23 protein-coding genes are annotated in these 20619 nt (G+C 75.0%); 19 read left to right on the forward strand and 4 right to left on the reverse strand.

Annotation, left to right across the window (positions count from 1 at the left end):
• Nucleotides 1–69: 69 nt before the first annotated feature.
• The 11 genes from IE274_RS12640 (at nt 70) to IE274_RS12690 (ending at nt 6940) form a co-directional block, all read left to right on the forward strand.
• Entirely contained in the window at nt 70–1428 is a 1359-nt protein-coding gene (locus tag IE274_RS12640) for an NAD(P)/FAD-dependent oxidoreductase (RefSeq protein ID WP_190115750.1), read from the forward strand.
• Nucleotides 1429–1519: 91 nt separating this feature from the next.
• Nucleotides 1520–1849 carry a gas vesicle protein GvpO gene (locus IE274_RS12645; RefSeq protein ID WP_190115751.1) on the forward strand — a complete coding sequence of 110 codons (330 nt, stop codon included), beginning with the start codon at nt 1520–1522 and terminating at the stop codon, nt 1847–1849.
• A gap of 138 nt (nt 1850–1987) precedes the next feature.
• Nucleotides 1988–2422, forward strand: a complete 435-nt coding sequence (locus IE274_RS12650) for a gas vesicle structural protein GvpA (RefSeq protein WP_190115752.1) — start codon at nt 1988–1990, stop codon at nt 2420–2422.
• The gene (locus IE274_RS12655) at nt 2419–3177 is read left to right on the forward strand and encodes a GvpL/GvpF family gas vesicle protein (protein WP_190115753.1); all 759 of its coding nucleotides are present in this window, start codon (nt 2419–2421) and stop codon (nt 3175–3177) included. Before IE274_RS12650 ends, IE274_RS12655 begins: the two co-directional genes overlap by 4 nt.
• Nucleotides 3178–3194: 17 nt before the next feature.
• Nucleotides 3195–3509 carry a gas vesicle protein GvpG gene (locus IE274_RS12660; protein ID WP_190115754.1) on the forward strand — a complete coding sequence of 105 codons (315 nt, stop codon included), beginning with the start codon at nt 3195–3197 and terminating at the stop codon, nt 3507–3509.
• Entirely contained in the window at nt 3506–4120 is a 615-nt protein-coding gene (locus tag IE274_RS12665) for a DNA primase (RefSeq protein WP_190115755.1), read from the forward strand. The genes IE274_RS12660 and IE274_RS12665 overlap by 4 nt, the downstream gene beginning before the upstream one ends.
• On the forward strand, nt 4113–5195 hold the full coding sequence (locus tag IE274_RS12670) for an SRPBCC family protein (RefSeq protein WP_190115756.1): 1083 nt from the start codon (nt 4113–4115) through the stop codon (nt 5193–5195). Before IE274_RS12665 ends, IE274_RS12670 begins: the two co-directional genes overlap by 8 nt.
• Entirely contained in the window at nt 5192–5590 is a 399-nt protein-coding gene (locus IE274_RS12675; RefSeq protein ID WP_190115757.1) for a gas vesicle protein, read from the forward strand. Before IE274_RS12670 ends, IE274_RS12675 begins: the two co-directional genes overlap by 4 nt.
• Complete coding sequence (locus IE274_RS12680; RefSeq protein WP_190115926.1) at nt 5583–6431, forward strand: GvpL/GvpF family gas vesicle protein; 849 nt, start codon at nt 5583–5585, stop codon at nt 6429–6431. The genes IE274_RS12675 and IE274_RS12680 overlap by 8 nt, the downstream gene beginning before the upstream one ends.
• Nucleotides 6428–6661, forward strand: a complete 234-nt coding sequence (locus IE274_RS12685) for a gas vesicle protein (protein WP_190115758.1) — start codon at nt 6428–6430, stop codon at nt 6659–6661. Before IE274_RS12680 ends, IE274_RS12685 begins: the two co-directional genes overlap by 4 nt.
• 9 nt (nt 6662–6670) lie before the next feature.
• A complete protein-coding gene (locus tag IE274_RS12690) occupies nt 6671–6940 on the forward strand; it encodes a gas vesicle protein K (protein ID WP_190115759.1) in 270 nt (89 codons plus the stop codon).
• A 50-nt stretch (nt 6941–6990) separates the two neighbouring features.
• Here the strand turns inward: IE274_RS12690 and IE274_RS12695 are convergent, their stop codons facing one another.
• Both IE274_RS12695 and IE274_RS12700 read right to left on the reverse strand, forming a co-directional pair.
• Nucleotides 6991–7818, reverse strand: coding sequence for a methyltransferase domain-containing protein (locus IE274_RS12695; protein WP_190115760.1), 828 nt, complete (start codon nt 7816–7818; stop codon nt 6991–6993).
• A gap of 169 nt (nt 7819–7987) precedes the next feature.
• Nucleotides 7988–9475 carry a bifunctional phosphatase PAP2/diacylglycerol kinase family protein gene (locus tag IE274_RS12700; protein WP_190115761.1) on the reverse strand — a complete coding sequence of 496 codons (1488 nt, stop codon included), beginning with the start codon at nt 9473–9475 and terminating at the stop codon, nt 7988–7990.
• Nucleotides 9476–9661: 186 nt separating this feature from the next.
• On the opposite strand from IE274_RS12700, the gene IE274_RS12705 reads away from it, so the two are divergent.
• From IE274_RS12705 to IE274_RS12715, 3 genes are all read left to right on the forward strand, one after another.
• Complete coding sequence (locus tag IE274_RS12705; RefSeq protein ID WP_190115762.1) at nt 9662–11290, forward strand: ABC-F family ATP-binding cassette domain-containing protein; 1629 nt, start codon at nt 9662–9664, stop codon at nt 11288–11290.
• A gap of 55 nt (nt 11291–11345) precedes the next feature.
• Nucleotides 11346–12308 (forward strand): AraC family transcriptional regulator, encoded by a 963-nt coding sequence (locus tag IE274_RS12710; protein WP_229909492.1) that lies wholly within the window; start codon nt 11346–11348, stop codon nt 12306–12308.
• 403 nt (nt 12309–12711) lie between these two features.
• Nucleotides 12712–13296, forward strand: coding sequence for a TIGR03086 family metal-binding protein (locus IE274_RS12715; RefSeq protein ID WP_190115763.1), 585 nt, complete (start codon nt 12712–12714; stop codon nt 13294–13296).
• Between the two features lie 45 nt (nt 13297–13341).
• On the opposite strand, the gene IE274_RS12720 is transcribed toward IE274_RS12715, so the two are convergent.
• A complete protein-coding gene (locus IE274_RS12720) occupies nt 13342–13734 on the reverse strand; it encodes a CBS domain-containing protein (protein ID WP_190115764.1) in 393 nt (130 codons plus the stop codon).
• Between the two features lie 357 nt (nt 13735–14091).
• On the opposite strand from IE274_RS12720, the gene IE274_RS12725 reads away from it, so the two are divergent.
• Entirely contained in the window at nt 14092–15030 is a 939-nt protein-coding gene (locus IE274_RS12725) for an RNA polymerase sigma factor SigF (protein WP_190115765.1), read from the forward strand.
• On the opposite strand, the gene IE274_RS12730 is transcribed toward IE274_RS12725, so the two are convergent.
• The gene (locus IE274_RS12730) at nt 15011–16132 is read right to left on the reverse strand and encodes a PAS domain-containing protein (protein WP_190115766.1); all 1122 of its coding nucleotides are present in this window, start codon (nt 16130–16132) and stop codon (nt 15011–15013) included. The two genes, IE274_RS12725 and IE274_RS12730, sit on opposite strands and share 20 nt — an antisense overlap.
• Nucleotides 16133–16213: 81 nt before the next feature.
• On the opposite strand from IE274_RS12730, the gene IE274_RS12735 reads away from it, so the two are divergent.
• The 4 genes from IE274_RS12735 to IE274_RS12750 all read left to right on the forward strand — a co-directional run bounded on the left by IE274_RS12735 (nt 16214) and on the right by IE274_RS12750 (nt 20546).
• The gene (locus IE274_RS12735) at nt 16214–16912 is read left to right on the forward strand and encodes an ANTAR domain-containing response regulator (protein ID WP_190115767.1); all 699 of its coding nucleotides are present in this window, start codon (nt 16214–16216) and stop codon (nt 16910–16912) included.
• 239 nt (nt 16913–17151) lie between these two features.
• Nucleotides 17152–18069: a hypothetical protein gene (locus tag IE274_RS12740; protein WP_190115768.1), complete on the forward strand. Its 918-nt coding sequence runs from the start codon at nt 17152–17154 to the stop codon at nt 18067–18069.
• Nucleotides 18070–18177: 108 nt separating this feature from the next.
• Complete coding sequence (locus IE274_RS12745) at nt 18178–19425, forward strand: aminotransferase class I/II-fold pyridoxal phosphate-dependent enzyme (protein WP_190115769.1); 1248 nt, start codon at nt 18178–18180, stop codon at nt 19423–19425.
• Between the two features lie 104 nt (nt 19426–19529).
• The gene (locus tag IE274_RS12750; protein WP_190115928.1) at nt 19530–20546 is read left to right on the forward strand and encodes an MBL fold metallo-hydrolase; all 1017 of its coding nucleotides are present in this window, start codon (nt 19530–19532) and stop codon (nt 20544–20546) included.
• The last annotated feature ends 73 nt before the right edge of the window (nt 20547–20619 follow it).

Genomic DNA, 20619 nt, shown 5'->3' on the forward strand with positions numbered 1-20619 from the left:
CGGGCCCGGGCACGCGGGAGGTCCGTTCCGGAACACACCGGACGTACCGGACCACGCCGGAGGCACGCTGTGAGCCGAACTGCCAGCCGACCGCACGTCGTCATCGTCGGTGCCGGCTTCGCGGGGTTCCAGGCCGCCCGCACCCTGTCCCGCCTGACCCGCGGCCGGGCCGACATCACCCTGCTCAACCCCACCGACTACTTCCTGTACCTGCCACTGCTGCCCCAGGTCGCCGCGGGCGTCCTGGAACCGCGCCGCGTCACCGTGTCGCTCGCGGGCGCACTACGTCACGTACGCCTCGTACTCGGCGAGGCGGACGGCATCGACCTGACGCGGCGCGCCGTGCGCTATGCCGACCCCGAGGGCCAGGACGGCGAACTCTCCTACGACCGCCTGGTGCTGGCCGTCGGCAGCGTCAACAAACTCCTGCCCGTGCCCGGGGTCGCCGAGCACGCGCACGGCTTCCGCGGCCTGCCCGAGGCGCTGTACCTGCGCGACCACGTGACGCGGCAGATCGAGCTCGCCGCGGCCGCCGACGACCCCGGGGCGTGCCGGGCGCGGTGCACTTTCGTGGTGGCCGGTGCCGGTTACACGGGCGTCGAAGTCGCCGCGCACGGCGCGCTGTTCACGCGTTCGCTGGTGCGCCGCCAGCCGCTGCGGGCCGGGATCGAGCCGCGCTGGGTGCTGCTCGACATCGCTCCACGGGTCCTGCCGGAGCTGGACCGGCGGCTGTCCGGCACGGCGGACCGGGTGCTGCGGCGGCGCGGCGTCGAGGTCCGCACGGGGACGTCCGTGAAGGAGGCGACGCGGGACGGCGTGCTGCTCTCCGACGGCGACCTGCTGCCCACGCGCACCCTGCTGTGGTGCGTGGGCGTGCGGCCCGACCCGCTCGTCGCCGGGATCGGCAGCCCGATGGAGCGGGGCCGGCTGCTCGTCGACCCGTACCTCAACGTGCCGGGCCACCCGGAGGTGTTCGCGTGCGGCGACGCGGCGGCCGTGCCGGACCTGACCGAGACCGGGCAGTACACGGCGATGACCGCCCAGCACGCCTGGCGGCAGGGGAAGGCCGCGGGCCGCAACGTCGCCGCCTCCCTCGACCTCGGCAACCGGCGCCCCTACCGCCACCACGACCTCGGCTTCACCGTCGACCTCGGCGGCGTCAGCGGCGCCGCCAACCCGCTGGGCGTCCCGCTGTCCGGCCCGCTCGCCGGGGCCGTCACCCGCGGCTACCACCTGGCGGCGATGCCCGGCAACCGCGTCCGGGTCGCCGCCGACTGGCTCCTGGACGCTGTACTGCCGCGCCAGGGCGTGCAGTTGGGCCTCGTCAGGTCCTGGTCGGTGCCGCTGGACACGGCGTCGCCGGAGACCGCGCGGGTGGCGGGGGCGCCGGAGCGGGCCGAGGGGGCCGCCGAGAAGACCGAGGAGTGACGGCGGCGGGCGGCGGGCCCCGCGCCGTTCGGGAAGCACACCCCGGCGGTTTGGCCCGCGCCCGCCGGGTCACTCGGACCAGGAGGTGGCCATGACCCAGACATCGAGCAAACAGAACGGCGGCAAGACCAAAGCCGACACCGACGACCTGCCCGGACCCGTCGCCGTACTCCGCTGCGCGCGTGAGCAACTGGCGGAACTCACCGGTCTGGCGGCCGAGTCCGTGTCGTCCTTCGAACGTACCGAAGAGGGCTGGGACCTGGCCGTCGAGGTCCTCGAACTGGTCCGCGTGCCGGACACGATGAGCCTGCTCGCGACCTACGCCGTGACCCTCGACCCGCGGGGCGAACTGACCGGGTACCGGCGCGTGCGGCGCTACGAACGAGGGCGGGCCGACCCGCCCCGGCCGGGCGGCGGCTGACACCCGCCCCGCCGGACGGCAGACAGACCCGCCCCGGACGCCCGCGACGCGCCCGCCGCGCATCCCCTGACACCCCCAGCCCCCACAGACCCCCAGTGACAACCCCCGACATCCCCAAGGCAAGGAGGACCGGTCGGCATGACCGTCGTCCCAGCACAGCAGTCCGGCGGCGCAGGCGGCACCAGCGGCCTGTACGACGTCATCGAACTCATCCTGGACCGCGGGCTCGTGATCGACGCCTTCGTCCGCGTCTCGCTCGTCGGCATCGAGATCCTGAAGATCGACGTGCGGGTCGTGGTCGCCAGCGTCGACACGTATCTGCGGTTCGCCGAGGCCTGCAACCGCCTCGACCTGGAGGCCGGCCCGCACAAGAGCCCCGGTCTGCCCGACCTCGTCGGCGAGATCACCGAGTCCGGCGCGCGCGGCAAGTCCAAGGGCGCCCTGTCCGGCGCCGCGGAGACCGTCTCCGACGCGTTCCGGCAGGCCCGCGACGAGGGCCGCGGCGAGGAGGAGCCCGCCCGGCCGCGCGCCCGGCGCGCACCGTCCCGCGGCCGGAAGGAGGAGCAGGAGTGACCACGTACATCTACGGCATCGCCGCCGCAACGCACCCGGCGCTCCCCGAGGGCATGGGCGGCATCGGCGACCCCGCGCACAAGGTGCGCGTCGTGCGGCACGGCGACCTCGCCGCGCTCGTCTCCGACAGCCCCGACGACCTGCGGCCCAAGCGCCGCGACCTGCTCGCGCACCAGAGCGTCCTGGACGAGGCGGGCGCGGCCGGACCGGTGCTCCCGATGCGCTTCGGCAGCCTCGCCGAGGACGACGACAGTGTCGTCGCGGTGCTCGCCGACCGCGCCGAGCACTACACGGAGCGGCTGCGCGCCCTGGAAGGCAAGGCCGAGTACAACGTCAAGGCCGCCCACGACGAGCAGGCCGTGCTGCACCAGGTGCTCGCCGAGAACCCCGAGCTGCGCTCCCTGGTCGAGGTCAACCGGCGTGCGGGCGGCGGCAGTTACGAGCAGAAGCTGCGCCTCGGCGAACAGGTGACCGCCGCCGTGTGGGCCCGCGAGGCCGGTGACGGCGCCGAGGTGCGGCGCGCCCTGGAACCGTGCGCCGACTCCGTGAGCGCCGGCCCCGAGGGCACTGGCTGGCTCGCCAACGTGTCGTTCCTGGTGGCCCGCGACAGCGCGGACGGATTCGTCGCCGCCGTCGAGGAGCTGCGCAGGAACCAGCCCCACCTGGAGCTGCGCGTGCACGGCCCGCTGCCCCCGTACAGCTTCGTCGACCCGGGCCCGGCACGGCCCGCCGACGACGCGGCGGGCGTGCGGTGAGGCGGTGAGGCCCGGCCATGGGACTCATCGGCGAACTGCTCGCACTGCCGCTGGCCCCCGCCCGGGGCACCCTGTGGGTGCTCCGGCAGGTGGCCGCGGAGGCGGAGCGGCAGTACTACGACCCCTCGGCCATCACCCAGGAACTCGCCCTGCTCACCGAGCGGTTGGACGCCGGTGAGATCGACGGGGCCGAGTTCGACCGCCGCGAGGACGAACTCCTCGCCCGTCTCGGTCACGGACCCGTCGGCGACGTGACCCGGACGGACGGCACGATCGCCGACGCAGCCGGAACAGCCGGAACAGCCGGAACAGTCAGGACTGGGAACTCATGAATCGACTGGCAGTGGGCCTCGCCGTGGGCGCGGGGTACCTTCTCGGACGCACGAAGAAGGCGAAGCTCGCCTTCGCCGTGGGCACGATGGTGGCGGGCCGCAGGCTCCAGCTCAGCCCCGGCGCGCTCGCCCACGCGGTGACACGGCAGTGGGAGAACAACCCGCAGTTCAAGGAGATCGGCGACCAGCTCAAGCAGGATCTGCGGGGCGTCGGCAAGGCGGCGACGGGCTCGCTGCTCGACCGGCAGCTCGAAGGCCTCGCCGACCGGCTGCACGACCGCACCCTGGACGTGCGGGACCGGCTGTCGGGGGTCACCCCCGACGCGGATGCCGTGCCTGACGCGGATGACGTTCCCGACGCCGACGAGGTGTCCGGCAAGGCCCGGGACGCGGGCGGGAGCGCGGGCGGAGCGGCCAAGTCGGGTACGCGGAAGGCGGGTTCGGCCACGAAGAAGGCCACCGCGGCCACCCGTAGCGAGCGCAAGACCGCCCCGGCCCGCAAGCCGCAGGCCTCGCGCGGCACCCAGACCTCACGCGGTACGGAGAAGCGGAGCCCGCAGCGGCGTACCGCGAAGAAGACCGCCCGGGCGAGGGGAGGCAGCGATGACTGACACGCGTACGGAGTCCGGCGGGACGGCCACCGCCCCGAACCCGCTGCGCGCCGCCGCCCACAGCCCGGCGGCGGACCGCCTGAAGGACGAGGCCAAGGCCTTCGCGCTGGCGCAGGCCGAGCGCGCCCTGATCGGGGTCGGCCGCAAGCTCGGCGAGGCCACCGTCAAGCTCAACGACATCGCGGACGGCCGCAGCCCCGGCTTCGGCAGGCTCGCCCTCGACGGCGGCCGCAAGCTCGCCCAGGGCAAGGGCCCGCTGCGCAGCGCCGTGGAGCTGGGCGGCAGCCACCTCAAGGACTCGGTCAAGGGCGCCCTGAAGAACCTCACCGGGCGCCGCAAGAAGGGCGGGGGCGGCCAGACACCCACCGTCATCCTCGAGTACGTCGACGTCGGTGTGCCGGTGCGCGAGGCCTACGACCAGTGGACGCAGCTCCAGGAGTTCGCCACGTACGCCAAGGGCGTCAAGGGTGCCACCGCGGCGGGCGACACGGACTCCGACTGGCAGCTCAAGGTCTTCTGGTCGAGCCGGAGTTGGAAGGCGCACGTCACCGAGCAGGTGCCGGACCAGCGCATCTCCTGGACGTCGGAGGGCGCGAAGGGCACCACCAAGGGCGTGGTCACCTTCCACCCGCTCGGCGAACAGCTCACCCGCGTCCTGCTCGTCGTCGAGTACTACCCGAAGGGCCTGTTCGAGAAGACCGGCAACATCTGGCGCGCCCAGGGCCGCCGGGTCCGCCTCGACCTCAAGCACTTCGCCCGGCACATCTCGATGCGCGGCGAGGCGAGCGACGGCTGGCGCGGCGAGATCCGCGACGGCGAGGTGGTGCGCGGCCACGACGAGGCGGTCGCGGAGGCGGAGGGCGCGTACGAGGAAGGCGCGTACGAGGACGAGGCCGGGTACGAGGACGGCGAGGAGTCCTATGACGCGGACGACGAGGGCGACGTCGAGGACGTCGACGACGCGGCCGACGTGGATGACGGGGCCGAGGACGTGGCAGAAGACGGCGAGGACGTGGCCGCCGAGGACGCCGACGAGGACCTGGTCGCGGCCGACGGCGGCCGGAGCCGCCGATGACGACCGCGAGCCGGTTGCCGGAGCCCTACCCCCAGGGCGGCGCGAACCTCGCCGACATCCTCGAACGGGTCCTGGACAAGGGCATCGTCATCGCGGGCGACATCCGGATCAACCTGCTCGACATCGAACTCCTCACCATCAAGCTCCGCCTCGTCGTCGCGTCCGTGGAGCGCGCCAAGGAGATGGGCATCGACTGGTGGGAGGACGACCCGGCGCTGTCCAGCGGTGCGCGCCGGACCGCGCTCGCGCGGGAGAACGAGGAACTGCGGCGCCGGGTGGAGGAGTTGGAGACGCGTGCGCCGACGGCGGGCCGAGGCGCCCTCGACCGGGGCGGGGAGTCCGCACGCGACGACACCGGGCAAGACGGCCGAGGAGAACGTGAACGTGATCGATGACCTGCGCTATGTGTACGCCGTGTGCCGCCCGTTGGCCGCGCCGCTGCACGCCGACCTCACCGGCGTGGGCGGCGCGCCGCCGCACCAGCTCGTCCACGAGGGCCTGGTGGCCGTCGTCAGCCCGGTGCCGGAGCGGGACTTCGGGCGGGAGCCGCTGCGCGCGCACCTGGAGGACCTGGCCTGGCTGGCCGCGACGGCCCGCGCGCACCAGAACGTCGTCGCCGCTCTCGCGACCGTGACCTGCCCGCTGCCGCTGCGGCTCGCGACCGTCTTCCGCGACGACAGCGGCGTACGCGCCATGCTGGAGGACGAGTCCGACCGGCTGCACCGCATCCTGGAGCGCATCGACGGCCATGTGGAGTGGGGTGTGAAGGTGTGGCTCGGCAGCGGGGACGCCGACGGCGAGGGTGCCGCCGCCGGGGACGCGGCCCCGCCGTCGCGGCGCCCGCCGGAGTCCGGCCGGGACTACCTGCGCCGCCGTCGCGCCGGGAACGCGGCCCGCGAGGAGTCCACGGCACGGGCTGAGGTGTTCGCGCGACGGCTGCACGGCGACCTCGCCCGGTACGCGGCCGGCGCGCGGCTGCACCCCGTGCAGAGCGGCCCGCTGACGGACGCCGGAGCGGGCCGGAACATCCTCAACTCGGCCTATCTGGTGCCGCGTACGTGGTCCGAGGAGTTCCTGGAGCTGATCGGCCGCACGCAGGGCGCGCGGCCGGGGCTGCGGGTGGAGGTGACCGGACCGTGGGCGGCGTACTCCTTCACGGACGACCCCGAGTCCGGGGCGGAGCCGCACGGCGACGAGGGCGCGGCGGAACACCAGGACGCGGGCGGTGCGCCGTGAGCGCGTCCGTCGAACCGTTCGCGCGGCGGGAGATCGCCCTCGTCGACGTGCTCGACCGGCTGCTCGCCGGTGGGGTGGTCATCGCGGGCGACATCACCCTGCGCATCGCGGACGTCGACCTCGTCCGCATCGACCTGAAGGTGCTGATCAGCGCGGTCAACGCCCAGGTGCCGTCGCCGTGGCCGACGGCCGTGGCGGGCGGCGGCGCGGGCGAGTGGCGCCCTGAGTAGGGAGGCGCGATGAGGATGGACCTCGAACCCGACACCGTGGAGCGCGACCTCGTCGCCCTCGTCCTGACCGTCGTCGAGCTGCTGCGCGAGCTGATGGAGCGGCAGGCGATCCGGCGCTTCGATTCCGGTGAGCTGACGGAAGATCAGGAGGAGCGGGTCGGCAGGACGTTGATGCTCCTGGAGGACCGCATGACGCGGCTCCGCGAGCGCTACGGGCTGCGGCCCGAGGACCTGAACCTGGACCTCGGACCGCTGGGCCCCCTGCTGCCGAGGGAGTGAACCCGCCACGGTCCGCGCTCCCTTGCCGCCGCCCCGCCCGTCGGGTCACCTCAGACCCGGCACAGCAACTCCCCGTGCAGCACCGTGAACCACCCGTCCTCCGCCCGCCCCCACTCCCGCCAGGCCGCCGCGACCGCCGCCAACTGGTCCTGGTCCGCGTGCCCGCCCGCCGTCGCGCGCTCGGCGTACGCGGACGCCACCGTGCGGTCCGCCCACAGCCCGCTCCACCACGCCCGCTCCTCCGGCGTGCTGTAGCACCAGGTGCCGGCGGACGCCGTGATCTCGGTGAACCCCGCCTCCAGCGCCCAGGACTTGAGGCGCCGCCCGGCGTCCGGTTCGCCGCCGTTGGCGCGCGCCACGCGGCGGTACAGGTCGAGCCAGTCGTCCAGGCCCGGCACATGCGGGTACCAGGTCATCGCCTCGTAGTCGCTGTCGCGCACGGCGACGATGCCGCCCGGGCGGCACACCCGGCGCATCTCGCGCAGCGCCCGCACCGGATCGCCGACGTGCTGGAGCACCTGGTGGGCGTGCACGACGTCGAAGGTGTCGTCGGCGTGGTCGAGGGCGTGCACGTCGGCGACGGCGAACGTCACGTTGTCCAGGCCGCGCCCGGCCGTCGTGGCGCGCGCCTGGTCGAGGATGCCGGGGGCGCGGTCGACGCCGGTGACGTGCCCGTCGGGGACCAGCGCGGCCAGGTCGGCGGTGATGGTGCCGGGGCCGCAGCCGACGTCCAGGATGCGCAGGTGCGGCCGCAGCGAACCGAGGAGGTACGCCGCCGAGTTGGCGGCGGTGCGCCAGGTGTGGGAGCGCAGGACGGACTCGTGGTGCCCGTGCGTGTAGACGGCGGTCTCGGCGGGGGGCTGCTGCGGTTTCGACATGACGGCACTGTAAGCGCCGCATGCCGAATGATGAGACCCCGGTCTCAGTATCTGGGCAAGCTGGGTCGGCTGGGCAAGCTGGTCTGCCTGGTCTGCCTGGTCGGCCGGATCAGGTGGGTCGGCCGGGGCGACCGGGCCGGTGCCCGGTCGCCCGAGGCCGCCGCGTGGCTCACGTCGCCAGCGACGGCCGGTACACCGCCAGCGCCTCCGGCAGCTTGTCCAACAGCAACTCGCCCTCCACCGACGTGAGTTCCCCGTCGTAGGCGATCTTCGTGCCGGGTGTCAGGCCGTCGATGCGCAGCCGCCGCGGCCGGGCCGTCGTCTGGACGGGGGAGCGCTCCACCGGAGCCGTCAGCGCCGCCGCGAGCAGCCGGGAGCCGGGCTTGCGGCCGCCGTGCACGATGCGAACGTCGAGCAGCCCGTCGGCGAGGTCGAAGCGCCGCGTGGGCGCCGGGCCGAGGCGGTTGTACACGCAGTTCCCGGCGAACAGGAGCCACAGCGCCCGCTCGGTGCCGCCGATCTCGGCGCGCAGCGGCCGCTGGTCGGAGCGCAGGACGCGCGCCGCCGCGAGCACGCCCGCGGGCCAGCCGCCGACCCGGTGCGACCACCGCTCCCGCTCGCGCACCAGCTCGGGGTAGACGCCGAGGCTGAAGGTGTTCACGAAGTGCCCCGTACCGGCGCCGGAGCGGAAGCGGCCGACATCCACGGCGACCGCGTCCCCCGCCTCCACGGCCCGCGCGAGCTCCCGGGGCCCCTCCACCCCGAGGTCGTACGCGAAGTGGTTGAGGGTGCCGCCGGGCAGCACCGCGAGCGGCACGCCGTACCGCAGGGCCACCGAAGCCGCCGCGTTGACGGTGCCGTCGCCGCCGCACACCCCGAGCGCGCGGGCGCGGGCCGCCGCCTTCTCCAGCTCGGCCACGAGGCCGTCCGGCGCGCAGGTCACCACCTCGGCATGTGGCAGGGCGTCGAGCAGCTCGCGGACCCGGTCGGAGGTCTTCGCGCCGCTGTTGGTGACCACGACGAGGCCGCGCCCGCCGGGCAGCGCGGGGGCCTCGGCGCGCGGCCGGCCGGGCGGCGGGAGCTGGGACCGGGTCGGCACCAGGCCGCGTACGGCGTACGCGGCACCCGCGCCCAGGGCGGCACCGGCCAGGACGTCGCTCGGGAAGTGCACGCCCGTGTAGACGCGGGAGAGGGCGACGGCCCCCGCGAGCGGCGCGACGGCCGCGCCGAGCCGGGGCGACTCCAGGGCCACGCCGACGGCGAAGGCCGCCGCGGACGCGGCGTGCCCCGAGGGGAAGGACGTGGTCACGGGCTGCCGCCGCAGCCTGCGCACCAGCGGCACGGTGTCCAGGGCGGGCCGGGTCCGCCGTACCGACCGCTTGCCGAGGGTGTTGATCGTCGCGGACGCCACCGCGAGGGACGCGACCCCGCGGGCGGCGGCACGCCGGGCCCGGGGCTCCCGGGTCGCGGCGAGCGCGGCGGCCGTGGCGAACCACAGCCGCCCGTGGTTCGCGGCGTGGCTGAGCCGCGGCAGCAGCCGATCGGCGCCGGGCCAGTGCCGCGTGGCCACGGCGTCGAAGACCCGGCGGTCCAGCGCGATCAGCCGGTTCCTTGGCCCGCGGGCCGGGGACAGGGGGCGGTCGGCATCTGAGGTCATACCTGTCGCGTACCCCCGGGCGGCGTTCCGCAACGGATCGACGCGCCTACGCCTCCCCGGCCCCCGCCGACGCTTCCGGCGCCCGAATGCCCCGCCTCCCGCCCTCCCCGGCGGCCCGCACCCCCTCGCCCTGGCCCCGGGAAACCCGTTTGCCGTCACCGAACGGCGCCCCGGACAATCGTCCCCATGGGACATCTGGAAGCCGCGCACATCGAGTACTACCTGCCGGACGGGCGAGCGCTGCTCGGTGATGTCTCGTTCCGGGTGGGCGAAGGCGCGGTGGTGGCCCTCGTGGGGGCGAACGGCGCGGGCAAGACGACGCTGCTCAGGCTCATCGCGGGGGAGCTGCAGCCGCACGGCGGCGGCGTGACGGTGAGCGGCGGCCTCGGTGTGATGCCCCAGTTCGTCGGCTCCGTGCGGGACGGCACGACCGTGCGGGACCTGCTGGTGTCCGTGGCACAGCCCCGCATCCGGGAGGCCGCGCGGGCCGTCGACCGCGCCGAGCACGCCATCATGACGGTCGACGACGAGGCGGCCCAGCTGGCTTACGCGCAGGCCCTCTCCGACTGGGCGGAGGCCCGGGGGTACGAGGCCGAGACGCTCTGGGACATCTGCACGACGGCGGCGCTCGGCGTCCCGTACGACAAGGCCCAGTGGCGCGAGGTGCGCACGCTCTCCGGCGGCGAGCAGAAGCGCCTGGTCCTCGAAGCGCTGCTGCGCGGCACCGACGAGGTGCTGCTCCTGGACGAGCCCGACAACTACCTGGACGTCCCCGGCAAGCGCTGGCTGGAGGAGCGCCTCAAGGAGACCCGCAAGACCGTCCTGTTCGTCAGCCACGACCGGGAACTCCTCGCCCGCTCCGCCGAGAAGATCGTCAGCGTCGAGCCGAGCCCCGGCGGCTCGGAGGTGTGGGTGCACGGCGCGGGCTTCGGGACGTACCACGAGGCGCGGCAGGAGCGCTTCGAGCGTTTCGAGGAGCTGCGCCGACGCTGGGACGAGAAGCACGCGCAGCTCAAGAAGCTCGTCCTGGACATGCAGCAGTACGCCAAGCGCAGCGACGAGATGGCCTCGCGCTACCAGGCGGCGAAGACCCGGCTGCGCAAGTTCGAGGAGGCCGGGCCGCCGCCCGAGCCGCCGCGCAAGCAGGAGATCACCATGCGCCTGCACGGCGGCCGCACCGGCGTGCGCGCCGTCACCTGCAAGAACCTCGAGCTGACCGGCCTGATGAAACCCTTCGACCTGGAGGTCTTCTACGGCGAGCGGGTCGCCGTCCTCGGCTCGAACGGCTCCGGCAAGTCGCACTTCCTGCGCCTCCTCGCGGGTGATGCCGACAACCCGGTGGCCCACACGGGGGAGTGGAAGCTCGGCGCCCGCGTCGTGCCCGGACACTTCGCGCAGACCCACGCCCACCCGGAGCTGATCGGCCGCACCCTCCTCGACATCCTGTGGCGCGAGCACGCCAAGGACCGGGGCGCGGCGATGTCCCGGCTGCGCCGCTACGAACTCACCGCGCAGGCCGAGCAGCGCTTCGAGAAGCTGTCCGGCGGCCAGCAGGCCCGCTTCCAGATCCTGCTCCTGGAACTGGAGGGCGCCACCGCCCTGTTGCTCGACGAGCCCACCGACAACCTCGACCTGGAGTCGGCCGAGGCACTGCAGGAAGGCCTTGAGGCGTACGAGGGCACGGTGCTCGCCGTGACCCACGACCGCTGGTTCGCCCGCTCCTTCGACCGGTACCTGGTCTTCGGTGCCGACGGCCGCGTCCGGGAGACGCCGGCCGCCGTATGGGACGAGCAAAGAGTGGAACGGGCCCGGTAGCGCCGCGGGGTAGCGTGGTGAAACCCACGCCGTACGCTGCGCAGTTGGAGAGACCGTGGCTGTCAGGACGCCCTTTCGGACCAGTGATGTGGACGAGGCCCGGGAGGTGTTGGTATCCGCCTACTACAGCAACTTCCTGGACGTGCTCGACCGGCGGCGGTCCTTCCTGGCCGAGTTCGCCATCGGACACCTCGGCGCGCTCACCGTCGGGGGCCTGACCTGCGGCACGGACGTGCGCGTGCGCCTCGGGGAACTCGGGGCCTACCACGTGAACATCCCGCTCAGCGGCCACATGGCCTGGCGCCAGGGCTCCGGCGCGGGCACGCTCACCACGCCCGGCAGCGCCGCCGTCTACCAGCCGTGCGGCGACACCGTGGTCGACCGCTGGTCCGGCGACTGCCGGGTGCTCGCCGTGAAGCTGGAGCGGGCGGCGCTCGAGGACACCCTGGAGGGGCTGCTCGGCCGGCCCACCCGCGGCCCGGTGCAGCTCGATCCGGGCTTCGACACCAGCCGGGGGCCCGGCCGGGGCTGGACCCGGCTCGTGCGCGCGGTCGCGGACGACCTGCTCGACGAGTCCGCGATGCTCAGCGGGTCCCTGGTCGCCGCGCCCCTCCAGGAAGCCCTGCTGAACGGCCTGCTGCTCGCCGCCGGGCACCGCTACCGCGAGCAACTCACCGACCCCGTCGCCAAGTTGCGGCCCACCCCGGTCAAGCGCGCCATGGACGCCGTCCAGCAGCGGCCCGAGTACCCCTTCACCACCGCCGCGCTCGCCGCCGAGACGCACGTCGGCGTGCGCTGGCTCCAGGAGGCCTTCCGCCGCTACGTGGGGATGTCCCCCATGGCGTACGTACGCGACGTACGCCTGCAGCGCGTGCGGGACGAACTGCGCGCGGCCGGGCCCGACGAGCGGTGCGTGAGCGATGTCGCGCACCGCTGGGGCTTCACCCATCTGGGCCGCTTCGCCGAGCAGTACCGGGCCCGCTTCGGGGAGCTGCCGTCGCAGACGCTGCGGGGGTGAGGGCACGGGGTGCCGCGCGCCCCGGTGTGCGGTGCGTTATTCGGACACCCGGCGCGCCGAGCGGATCGTGGGCTCGGGGGCACCCGCCTAGTGTGTGTCGTCGGCACCGGGTGGACCGGTCGCCGTCGCGGGGGTCCTAGCCTTCCCCCGGGGCGTCGGCCGCGGACGGAACCCCGGTGCTTCCGGCCCGGCGGAGTCTGCCGGGCCGGCTTTGGACCGCGGGCCCGGTCGCCCCTCTCCGCGCCCCCCTCGCACCCGCGCGGTGCTATCGGGCCCGCCCTCTCTCCGGCACTCCTGCCGGGAATTCCGGCCGTCCGGCCCGTGCCCGCGGCGCGCGACGGGGTCACACTCGAAGGAGGGTGCGCACAGCGGTGGCGCGCACCGGCGACCGACCGGAGGCGGCATGAGCGCGACGGACAGGACCCGGCTGCTGCGGCACCACGGCCAGGCCCTCGACCTGTTCACCGACCGGGTGCACGCCGTCGGGCCGGACCAGTGGGACGCGCCGACGCCCTGCGTGGAGTGGACCGTACGGGACCTTGTCACGCACCTCGTCGTCGAGCAGCTGTGGGTCCCGCCGCTCGTACGCGACGGCGCCACTCTCGCGTCCGTGGGCGACAGCTTCGACGGCGACGTCCTCGGCCCGGACCCGGTCGCCTCCTGGGACACCGCGGCCGACGCCGCGCGTGCCGCGTTCGGCGAGCCGGGCGCCCTCGACGGCGCCGTGCACCTCTCGTACGGCCGGACGCCCGCGGCCGACTACTGCGCCCAGATGGTCACCGATCTCGTCGTGCACACCTGGGACCTGTCCCGGGCGATCGGCGCCGACGAACACCTGCCGGACGACCTCGTCGCCGACGCCGTACGCGAGGTGACGCCGTACGCCGCCGAGTTGAGCAAGAGCGGCCTGTTCGCCCCGGCCGTGCAGCCACCGCCGGGAGCGGACGCCCGGACCGCGCTCCTGAACCTCCTCGGCCGCACGCCCTAGCTCCCGGGCGCCCTTGCCGGACGCCGGGGCTTCCGGGCGCCCCCGCTACCTCCCGGCCCCGCCGCCCCGCTCGACCGCCAGGTCACCGATGCTCACCATCCCGACGGGCCTGCCGTCCTCGACGACGGGCAGTCGGCGCACCGCGTGGGCCCGCATCAGGCCGACGGCCTCCGAGACCGCGTCGTCGGGGGCGACCACCACGGGGTTCGGCGTGCACACGGACTGCGCGCTGACCGTCAGCGGGTCCACGCCGTCGGCCACGGCACGCAGCGTGATGTCCCGGTCGGTGAGCACCCCGAGGACCTGACCGCCGCCGGTCACGACGACCCCGCCGATGTCCTCGGCGCGCATCAACTGCGCGGCCTCCACCAGCGACGCGTCGGGCCTGACCGCCGCCACTCCCGGTGTCATGACGTCCCGCACGTACCGCTGCTCCATGGCGCTGAGCCCCTCTTTCCGGTCACTCCGGTCACTTCGGTCGCTCCGGCCTCGCCGGTCCTGGCCACCGCTGCCCGGGTACCCCTCCGGCGGGCCCTCTCACACCGAGGTTCCGGAAGCAGGGGATCCGGGCGAGGGGAGCGGCGGACGCGTGCCGCACTCGGCCGCCGTGACCCCGGTGTGCGCAGGCAGGTGTTTGCCCCGCGGCGCGCGGGGCAGGCGGAAAAACAGTGCTTCGGACCGGAGGCACGTCCGTGGGAGCCGTATCGCTCGCCCGGGTGTGCCCCGTGCGGCAAGCGCGCGCCCTCCCACGGTGACCGTCCACACCAGGCACCGGCTCAAGGAGTTGCCCGCATCATGCGATCCGATGCAGCACGATTCCAGGACGCGACACGCCACCACGGCGCGATCCGCCCCGCACGCCCCCAGCCGCCGTGCGCCCAGCGGCCGCGATCCAAGCGGCACCCGCACGACGACGCCCCCGACACCGCCGACGCCTTCCGGCGGCTCTGCGAACTGCCCCACGGGCCCGAGCGCGACGCCCTGCGCGACGACATCGTGCGGGCCTGGCTGCCCATGGCCGACCGGCTCGCGGGCCGCTTCCGCAACCGCGGCGAAGCCCTCGACGACCTGCGCCAGGTCGCGGCCCTCGGCCTGGTCAAGGCCGTCGACCGCTACGACCCCGAGCGCGGCAACGCCTTCGAGAGCTACGCCGTACCGACCGTCACCGGCGAGATCAAGCGCCACTTCCGCGACCACATGTGGACCCTGCACGTACCGCGCCGGGTGCAGGACCTGCGCAACCGCGTGCGGTTCGCCTGCCAGGACCTGACCCAGACCACCCCCGGCCGCGCCCCCAGCGTCGCCGAGATCGCCGAGCGGGCCGGAATGAGCGAGGAGGACGCGGCGACCGGACTCGAAGCGCTCGACAGCTTCACCGCACTGTCCCTGGACGCCGAACTCCCCGGCAGCGACGACGGCTACGCCCTGCGCGACACCCTCGGCGGCCCCGACCCCGCACTCGACGTCGTCGTCGACCGCGAGGCCGTCAAACCCCGCCTCGCGCAACTCCCCGAACGCGAGCGGACCATCCTCTACCTGCGGTTCTTCCGCGACATGACGCAGAGCCGCATCGCCGAGCACCTGGGCATCTCCCAGATGCACGTGTCCCGCCTGATCAGCCGCTGCTGCGGGCGGATGCGCGAGGAGGTCCTGCGGGAGGCGTCCCACCACACGACCGCCGCCCGGCGCGAGGAGCGGGCCCGCGCCGCCCGGGTCACCCCGAACGCCGCATAGCCAGGGCGATGTGCCGCGACATCACATCCACGGCGCGCGCCTCCGCCATCGAGAACGCGAGGCGCGCGCCCGTCCTGAACAGGCTCAGCACCCCCTCGACCGGACCGCCGGGGCCCCGCGCGATCGGCACGCACAGCAACGACGTGACATGCGCGCGGACCAGGACCGGGGCGCCGTCGAGGTCCCGGCCGAAGCTGTCCGGGGGATCCGGCCGCACCTGCAACGTCGGCGCCGCGCACCGCGCGGTCTCCATGACCAGCGGGCAGTCGGCCGGATCCTGCGCGAGGACATCGGCGACCGGGCCTCCCTCGGGCCCGAGTACCGTGCGGCGCCGCGGCCGCTCCGCGCCCTCGTCGGCGATCACCCAGTCCGCGAACCGGCCGTGCAGCACCTCGGGGACCCGGGCGAGCACCTGAGCGGGATCGCCGCCCGGCGCGGTGAGCAGCGTGACCGTCATGGCGTCGGTCAGCTCCAGGAGTTCGGCGTTGCGGGTCGCCTCCGCGAGGTCCGGCGTCCGGCCCCGCACACCGCGCGGCAGCGGGTCCCGGGCGCCCGGGGGCTGCAGGACCACGAGGACCACCGTGCGGGGCTCGTTGCCGGGCCGCAGCGCGGTCAGGGTCGCCCGCACCGGGATCCGGGGCTGGTGCTGCAACCGCACCGTCAGACTGCGGTCGCCCTCCCTGCGGGCCACCGCCGCGGCCTGTGAGCGGAACGCGGTCCGGTCGGACGGTGTGAGGAAGGCGGCGAGCGGCCGCCCCGTCGCGTACCCGCCGCGTACGCCCGTGAGATCCGCCGCCGCCGTGTTCATGCGCCGCACCACCGTCTCGCCGTCGACCAGGGCGACCGGCAGCGGGAACCGCTGGAAGACGGCGCGCAGCAGCCGCTGTTCGTCCCGCACGGCCGTCGTGCCCGCCGCCGGGCCGTCCGCGGCGAGGCGCTCGAAGTCGGGCCACAGGCGCTCCGCCACGTGGTCGAGTTCGAACAGTGCCGCGTCGAGCATGGTGCGCAGGTCACCGGAGGGGACGGCACGCGATGCCTTCAACTCCGCGACCCGGCGCACGAAGTCCGCCAGGTCCTCGCCGAAACGGTCGGTGTCCGCCATGCCTCGAACGTATCGGCTGGGGCCGTTTTCCGGGGGTGCCACCGGGAACCCGACAAGGAGGACACGAGGAGGTGCGTCACGATGCCGATGCTGCTCGGAACGGACGGACCGGAATCCGCCCTGCCGGCGCGCAGGCTCTCGGAACTGGCCGAACAGGCGCTGCGCTGCACCACCGAGTGCTGCGGCGCGGGCGCGACCGTCACCGAGGGCGGCCAGGTGCACCCGGCCGCCGTCACCCACCCGGACCTGTCCGGCCTCGTCTCGGCGCAGCTGCGCTCCGGCGACGGGCCGATCCCCGCGGCCCAGGAGCGGGGCGCGCCGGTCGACGCGGAGGACCTGCTGCACGACGACCGGTGGCCGGAGTACCGCGCGCTCGCCCTGGACTCCGGGGTCCGCGCGAGCGTCACGCTGCCCTTCCGGCGCTCCGGGCTCACCCTCACCCTCAGCCTGTTCAGCTTCCGCCCCGGCACCCTGGACGACGCGGGCTGCGGCCCCGCGCAGGCCCTCGGCGACCTCGCGGCGGCGGGTCTGGTCCGCGACCGGCACTACCGCGCGGCGCTCACGGAACTGGACCACCTGGGCGAGGCGCTGCGCACCCGCCCCGTCGTCGACCAGGCCTGCGGCATCATCATGCACATCGTGACCTGCGACGCCGACCGCGCCTTCACCCTCCTGCGCCGCGTCTCCCAGCAGTCCAACCGCAAGCTCGCGGAGGTGGCGGCGGCGCTGGTGGAGACGCGGGGGAGGGGGCTGGAGGGGGAGCTGCGGTCGTTGGCGTAGTGCGGGGCACGGGCTGCCGCGGGGCGGTGAGCCGGGGTACGGGGCTCGGCGGCCGGTCCTGGTGGACGGGGGCGTGGGCCTTGGCGTCCGATGGCAGCAGGGTCGGGGCGTGGGCCTCGGCGTCCGATGGCAGCAGGGCCGCGCGGAGGTCCGCCGAGTGCCCGGGAGCGTCACCCCACCGCTCACCCGGCCGGAGGCCACACCGCGCGGATGACGCACCCCCACGCTCGAATGACCTCATGCGCACTTCCGTCCCGCACCTCGCCGTGACCCTCACCACCGCCGCCCTCTGCACCTTCGCCGCCACCCCGTCCGCGTACGCGGGAGACGCCACCGCCGAAGTGACCCCCCAGCACATCGCCCCCGGCGAACAGGTCACCGTCTCCGTGTCCTGCCCCGCCACCGGCGCCGCGCCCCCGCAGACCATGACCGCCAGCTCCCAGGCCTTCGAGCAGGGCAGCGTCCAGCTCCAGCGCGTGCGGAGCGGCGGCGGCCAGGGGCTCCCGCTCCCGAGCGACGGGCACGAGCAGAGCGACCCGTACGGCCTCACGGACCCGCAAGGGCCGGAGCCGGACCTCGGGACCGACATCGAGCCCGACCTCGGGACCGTACCCGGCGAGGAGCCCGACCCCGGGACAGGCACGGACCCGGGGACGTCGGGGACGGGTGACGAGGTCGGCATCCGGGGCGACGCCAGGAACAGCGACGCCAGGAACAGCGACGGCGCGAACAGCGACGGCGCGAACAGCGACGGCGCGAACGGCGACGACGGCGAGAACAGCGACGACGGCGAGAACGCCGACGGCGCCGGAGCCGCCTACCAGGGCACCGCCCGCATCGCCACCGCCGCGTCCTTCGAGGGCGGCGGCCCGAACGCCGTGGGCCCCGACGCACAGTGGGCCGTGGACGGCGCCTGCCCCGACGACGGCCGGTGGAAGGCGACGTTCACCGTCACCCGTACCGCCCACACCCCCACCCATCAGCCCACCCATCAGCCCACCCACACCGCCACCCATACGGCCCACGGCGTGCACGCCGGGCGGAACGGCGGCTTCACCGACTCCCCGGCGGCCCTGGCCGCGGGCGGACTGCTGGTCACCGGGGCCTTCGGCGCCGCCGTGCACCGGCTGCGCCGCGACCGGACGTCCCCGCGCTGACCGCGGGACGGGGCACGAGGCCGACCGCCGGAAGGTGGAGCGGCACAGCCGTGGGTACGGAGACACCCGACGGCACACGAGAGGTCACGGGAGCGCACGGAGGTACCCATGCGGCGGACGGACCACGAGGGTCGCGGCCGCGTCCGCTACGGCCCGCCGCTGCCGGAACCCGGGCTCCCGGTCCTCGCCGAGCTGACCGCCGCCCTCGCGTCCGCCGCGGGCCGCTCGCACGCACAGCCGCCCGGCGGCGACCCGGCCCTCCTGGACGCGGCCTGCGGCTACTGGACCCGGCGCGGCCTGCCCGCCGAGCGCGACCACGTCGCCGCCGCACCCGGCGCCGCGCCGCTGCTGCTCGCGCTCACCGCCGCCGTCGGCGGCGACGTCCTCCTGCCGCGCCCGTGCGCCGCCTGGTGGGAGCCCCAAGTACGCCTCCTGGGCCGGTCGGTGTACCACGTGCCGACGCCCGCCGAGTGCGGCGGCGTCCCCGACCCGTACGCCCTCCTCGAAACCGTCCGCCGCGTCCGCGCCGAGGGCGGCTCGCCGCGCCTGCTCGTGATGTCGGTCGCCGACGACCCGACGGCCACCGTGCCGCCGCCGGACGTCGTGTACGAGGCCGTCGAGGCCGCGGCGGGCGAGGGCCTGCACATCGTCAGCGACGAGACCTGGCGCGACACCCTGCACCGCCCCCGCGAGACCGTCCTGGTCGGCCCCGCCGAGATGGCCCCCGAACGCGTCACCGTCGTCTGCGACCTGTCCGGTGCCTTCCTGCCGCCCGCCCTGCCCGCCGCCATCGCCCGGTTCCCGGCGGGCGGCCCCGCCGCGGCCCTGCGCGCCCGGGTCCTGGACGTCCTCACCGCGCTCGGCGCGTCCCCCGCCGCGCCGGTCGCCGCCGCGGCCGCGTACGCCCTCGGGGAACCGGACGAGATCACCGCTCGCCTGACCGCCGCCACCCGGCTGCACGCGCGCGTGGCCGCGGCCCTCCGGCAGGCCGTCGTGGCGGCGGGCGGCTTCGCCCGGCCGGCCCGGGCGGGGCGTCATCTGTACGCCGACCTCGGGCCGTTGCGGTCCGAGCTGGCCGCGCGCGGCGTCACCGACGCGCAGGAACTGGAGGACTTCCTCCAGGCGCGCCTCGGCATGCCCGCCCCCGGCGGTCACCGCTTCGGCGACGACCCCGGCGCGCTGCGCGTCCGGCTGTCCACGGCACCGTTCCTCGGCGCGGACCCGGAGGAGCGGATGGCCGCGCTCACCGCCCCAGAGCCACTGGAATTGCCGCACGTGGAACGGGCGTTGAGCTTGTTCGGAACTGCCTTCGAAGACCTCCGTGCCGAAGCACAGCGATGGGAGCCTCCTCGGTGACGCAGCAGACGCAGCAGCAGCCACGGGACAGCGAACAGGCGGAGCAGTTGTCAAGGGACAGCGAACAGGCGGAGCAGACGCAGCCGGGACGGCGGGGACGGGAGGTGCCGGAGGGCGGGGGCGTTCGGGGCACGCGGACCGCCTGGCCCGACGCGGGGTCCGCACGGGCCGATACGCGGACCGTCCGGCTGTGGCCCAAGACCTTCGCAGACCGGCTCACCGCGCCGCTGCCCGGGCTGCGGGCCTTCGCCCGGTTCGCCCGCGAGGGCGCGCTCCGGCCGCCGCCCTCGGCGCTCGCCGACCTCCCGCGGCTGCCGTACGAGCCGGGCCCGCTGCCCCGCGTCGACTCCCGCACGGTCGCGGTGACGTGGGCGGGCCACGCGAGCTGGGTGGTGCGCGTCGGCGGACTCACCGTCCTCACCGACCCCGTCTGGTCCCGCAGGATCCTCGGCACCCCGGCCCGGGTCACCCCCGTCGGCGTCCCCTGGAACGCGCTGCCCCGCGTCGACGCGGTGGTCGTCAGCCACAACCACTACGACCACCTGGACGCGCCCACCCTCAGAAGACTCCCGCGCGACACCCCCGTCCTCGTCCCCGCGGGCCTCGCCCGCTGGTTCACCCGCCGCCGCTTCACCCGGGTCGTCGAACTCGACTGGTGGGAGGGCGCCGAACTCGGCGGAGTCCGCTTCGACTTCGTACCGGCACACCACTGGTCCAAGCGCGGACTGCGGGACACCTGCCGGAGCCTGTGGGGCGGCTGGGTGCTCACCGACGGGGACGGGCAGCGGGTGTACTTCGCCGGGGACACCGGGTACGGGCACTGGTTCGAGCGGATCGGGGAGCGCTACCCCGGGATCGATCTGGCGCTGCTGCCCATCGGGGCGTACGAGCCGCGCTGGTGGCTGCGGGACGTGCACTGCGACCCGGAGGAGGCGGTGCGGGCCGCGCTCGACGTGGGGGCGCGGCGGATGGCGCCCATGCACTGGGGGACGTTCCTGCTGTCGGCCGAGCCCGTGCTCGAGCCGCTGACGCGGGTCCGGGACGCGTGGGCGGCCGTCGGCCGGGACCGGGAGGACCTGTGGGATCTGCCCGTGGGCGGGTCCCGGGTGCTCTCCGGCTGAGGGGGCCGCGCCGCGCGCTCGTCCGCGACCGCCGGACGGGCCGTCACCAGCCGCCGGACGGGCCGGAACCACC

This window comes from Streptomyces flavofungini (assembly GCF_014650815.1).
Taxonomy (GTDB): domain Bacteria; phylum Actinomycetota; class Actinomycetes; order Streptomycetales; family Streptomycetaceae; genus Streptomyces; species Streptomyces flavofungini.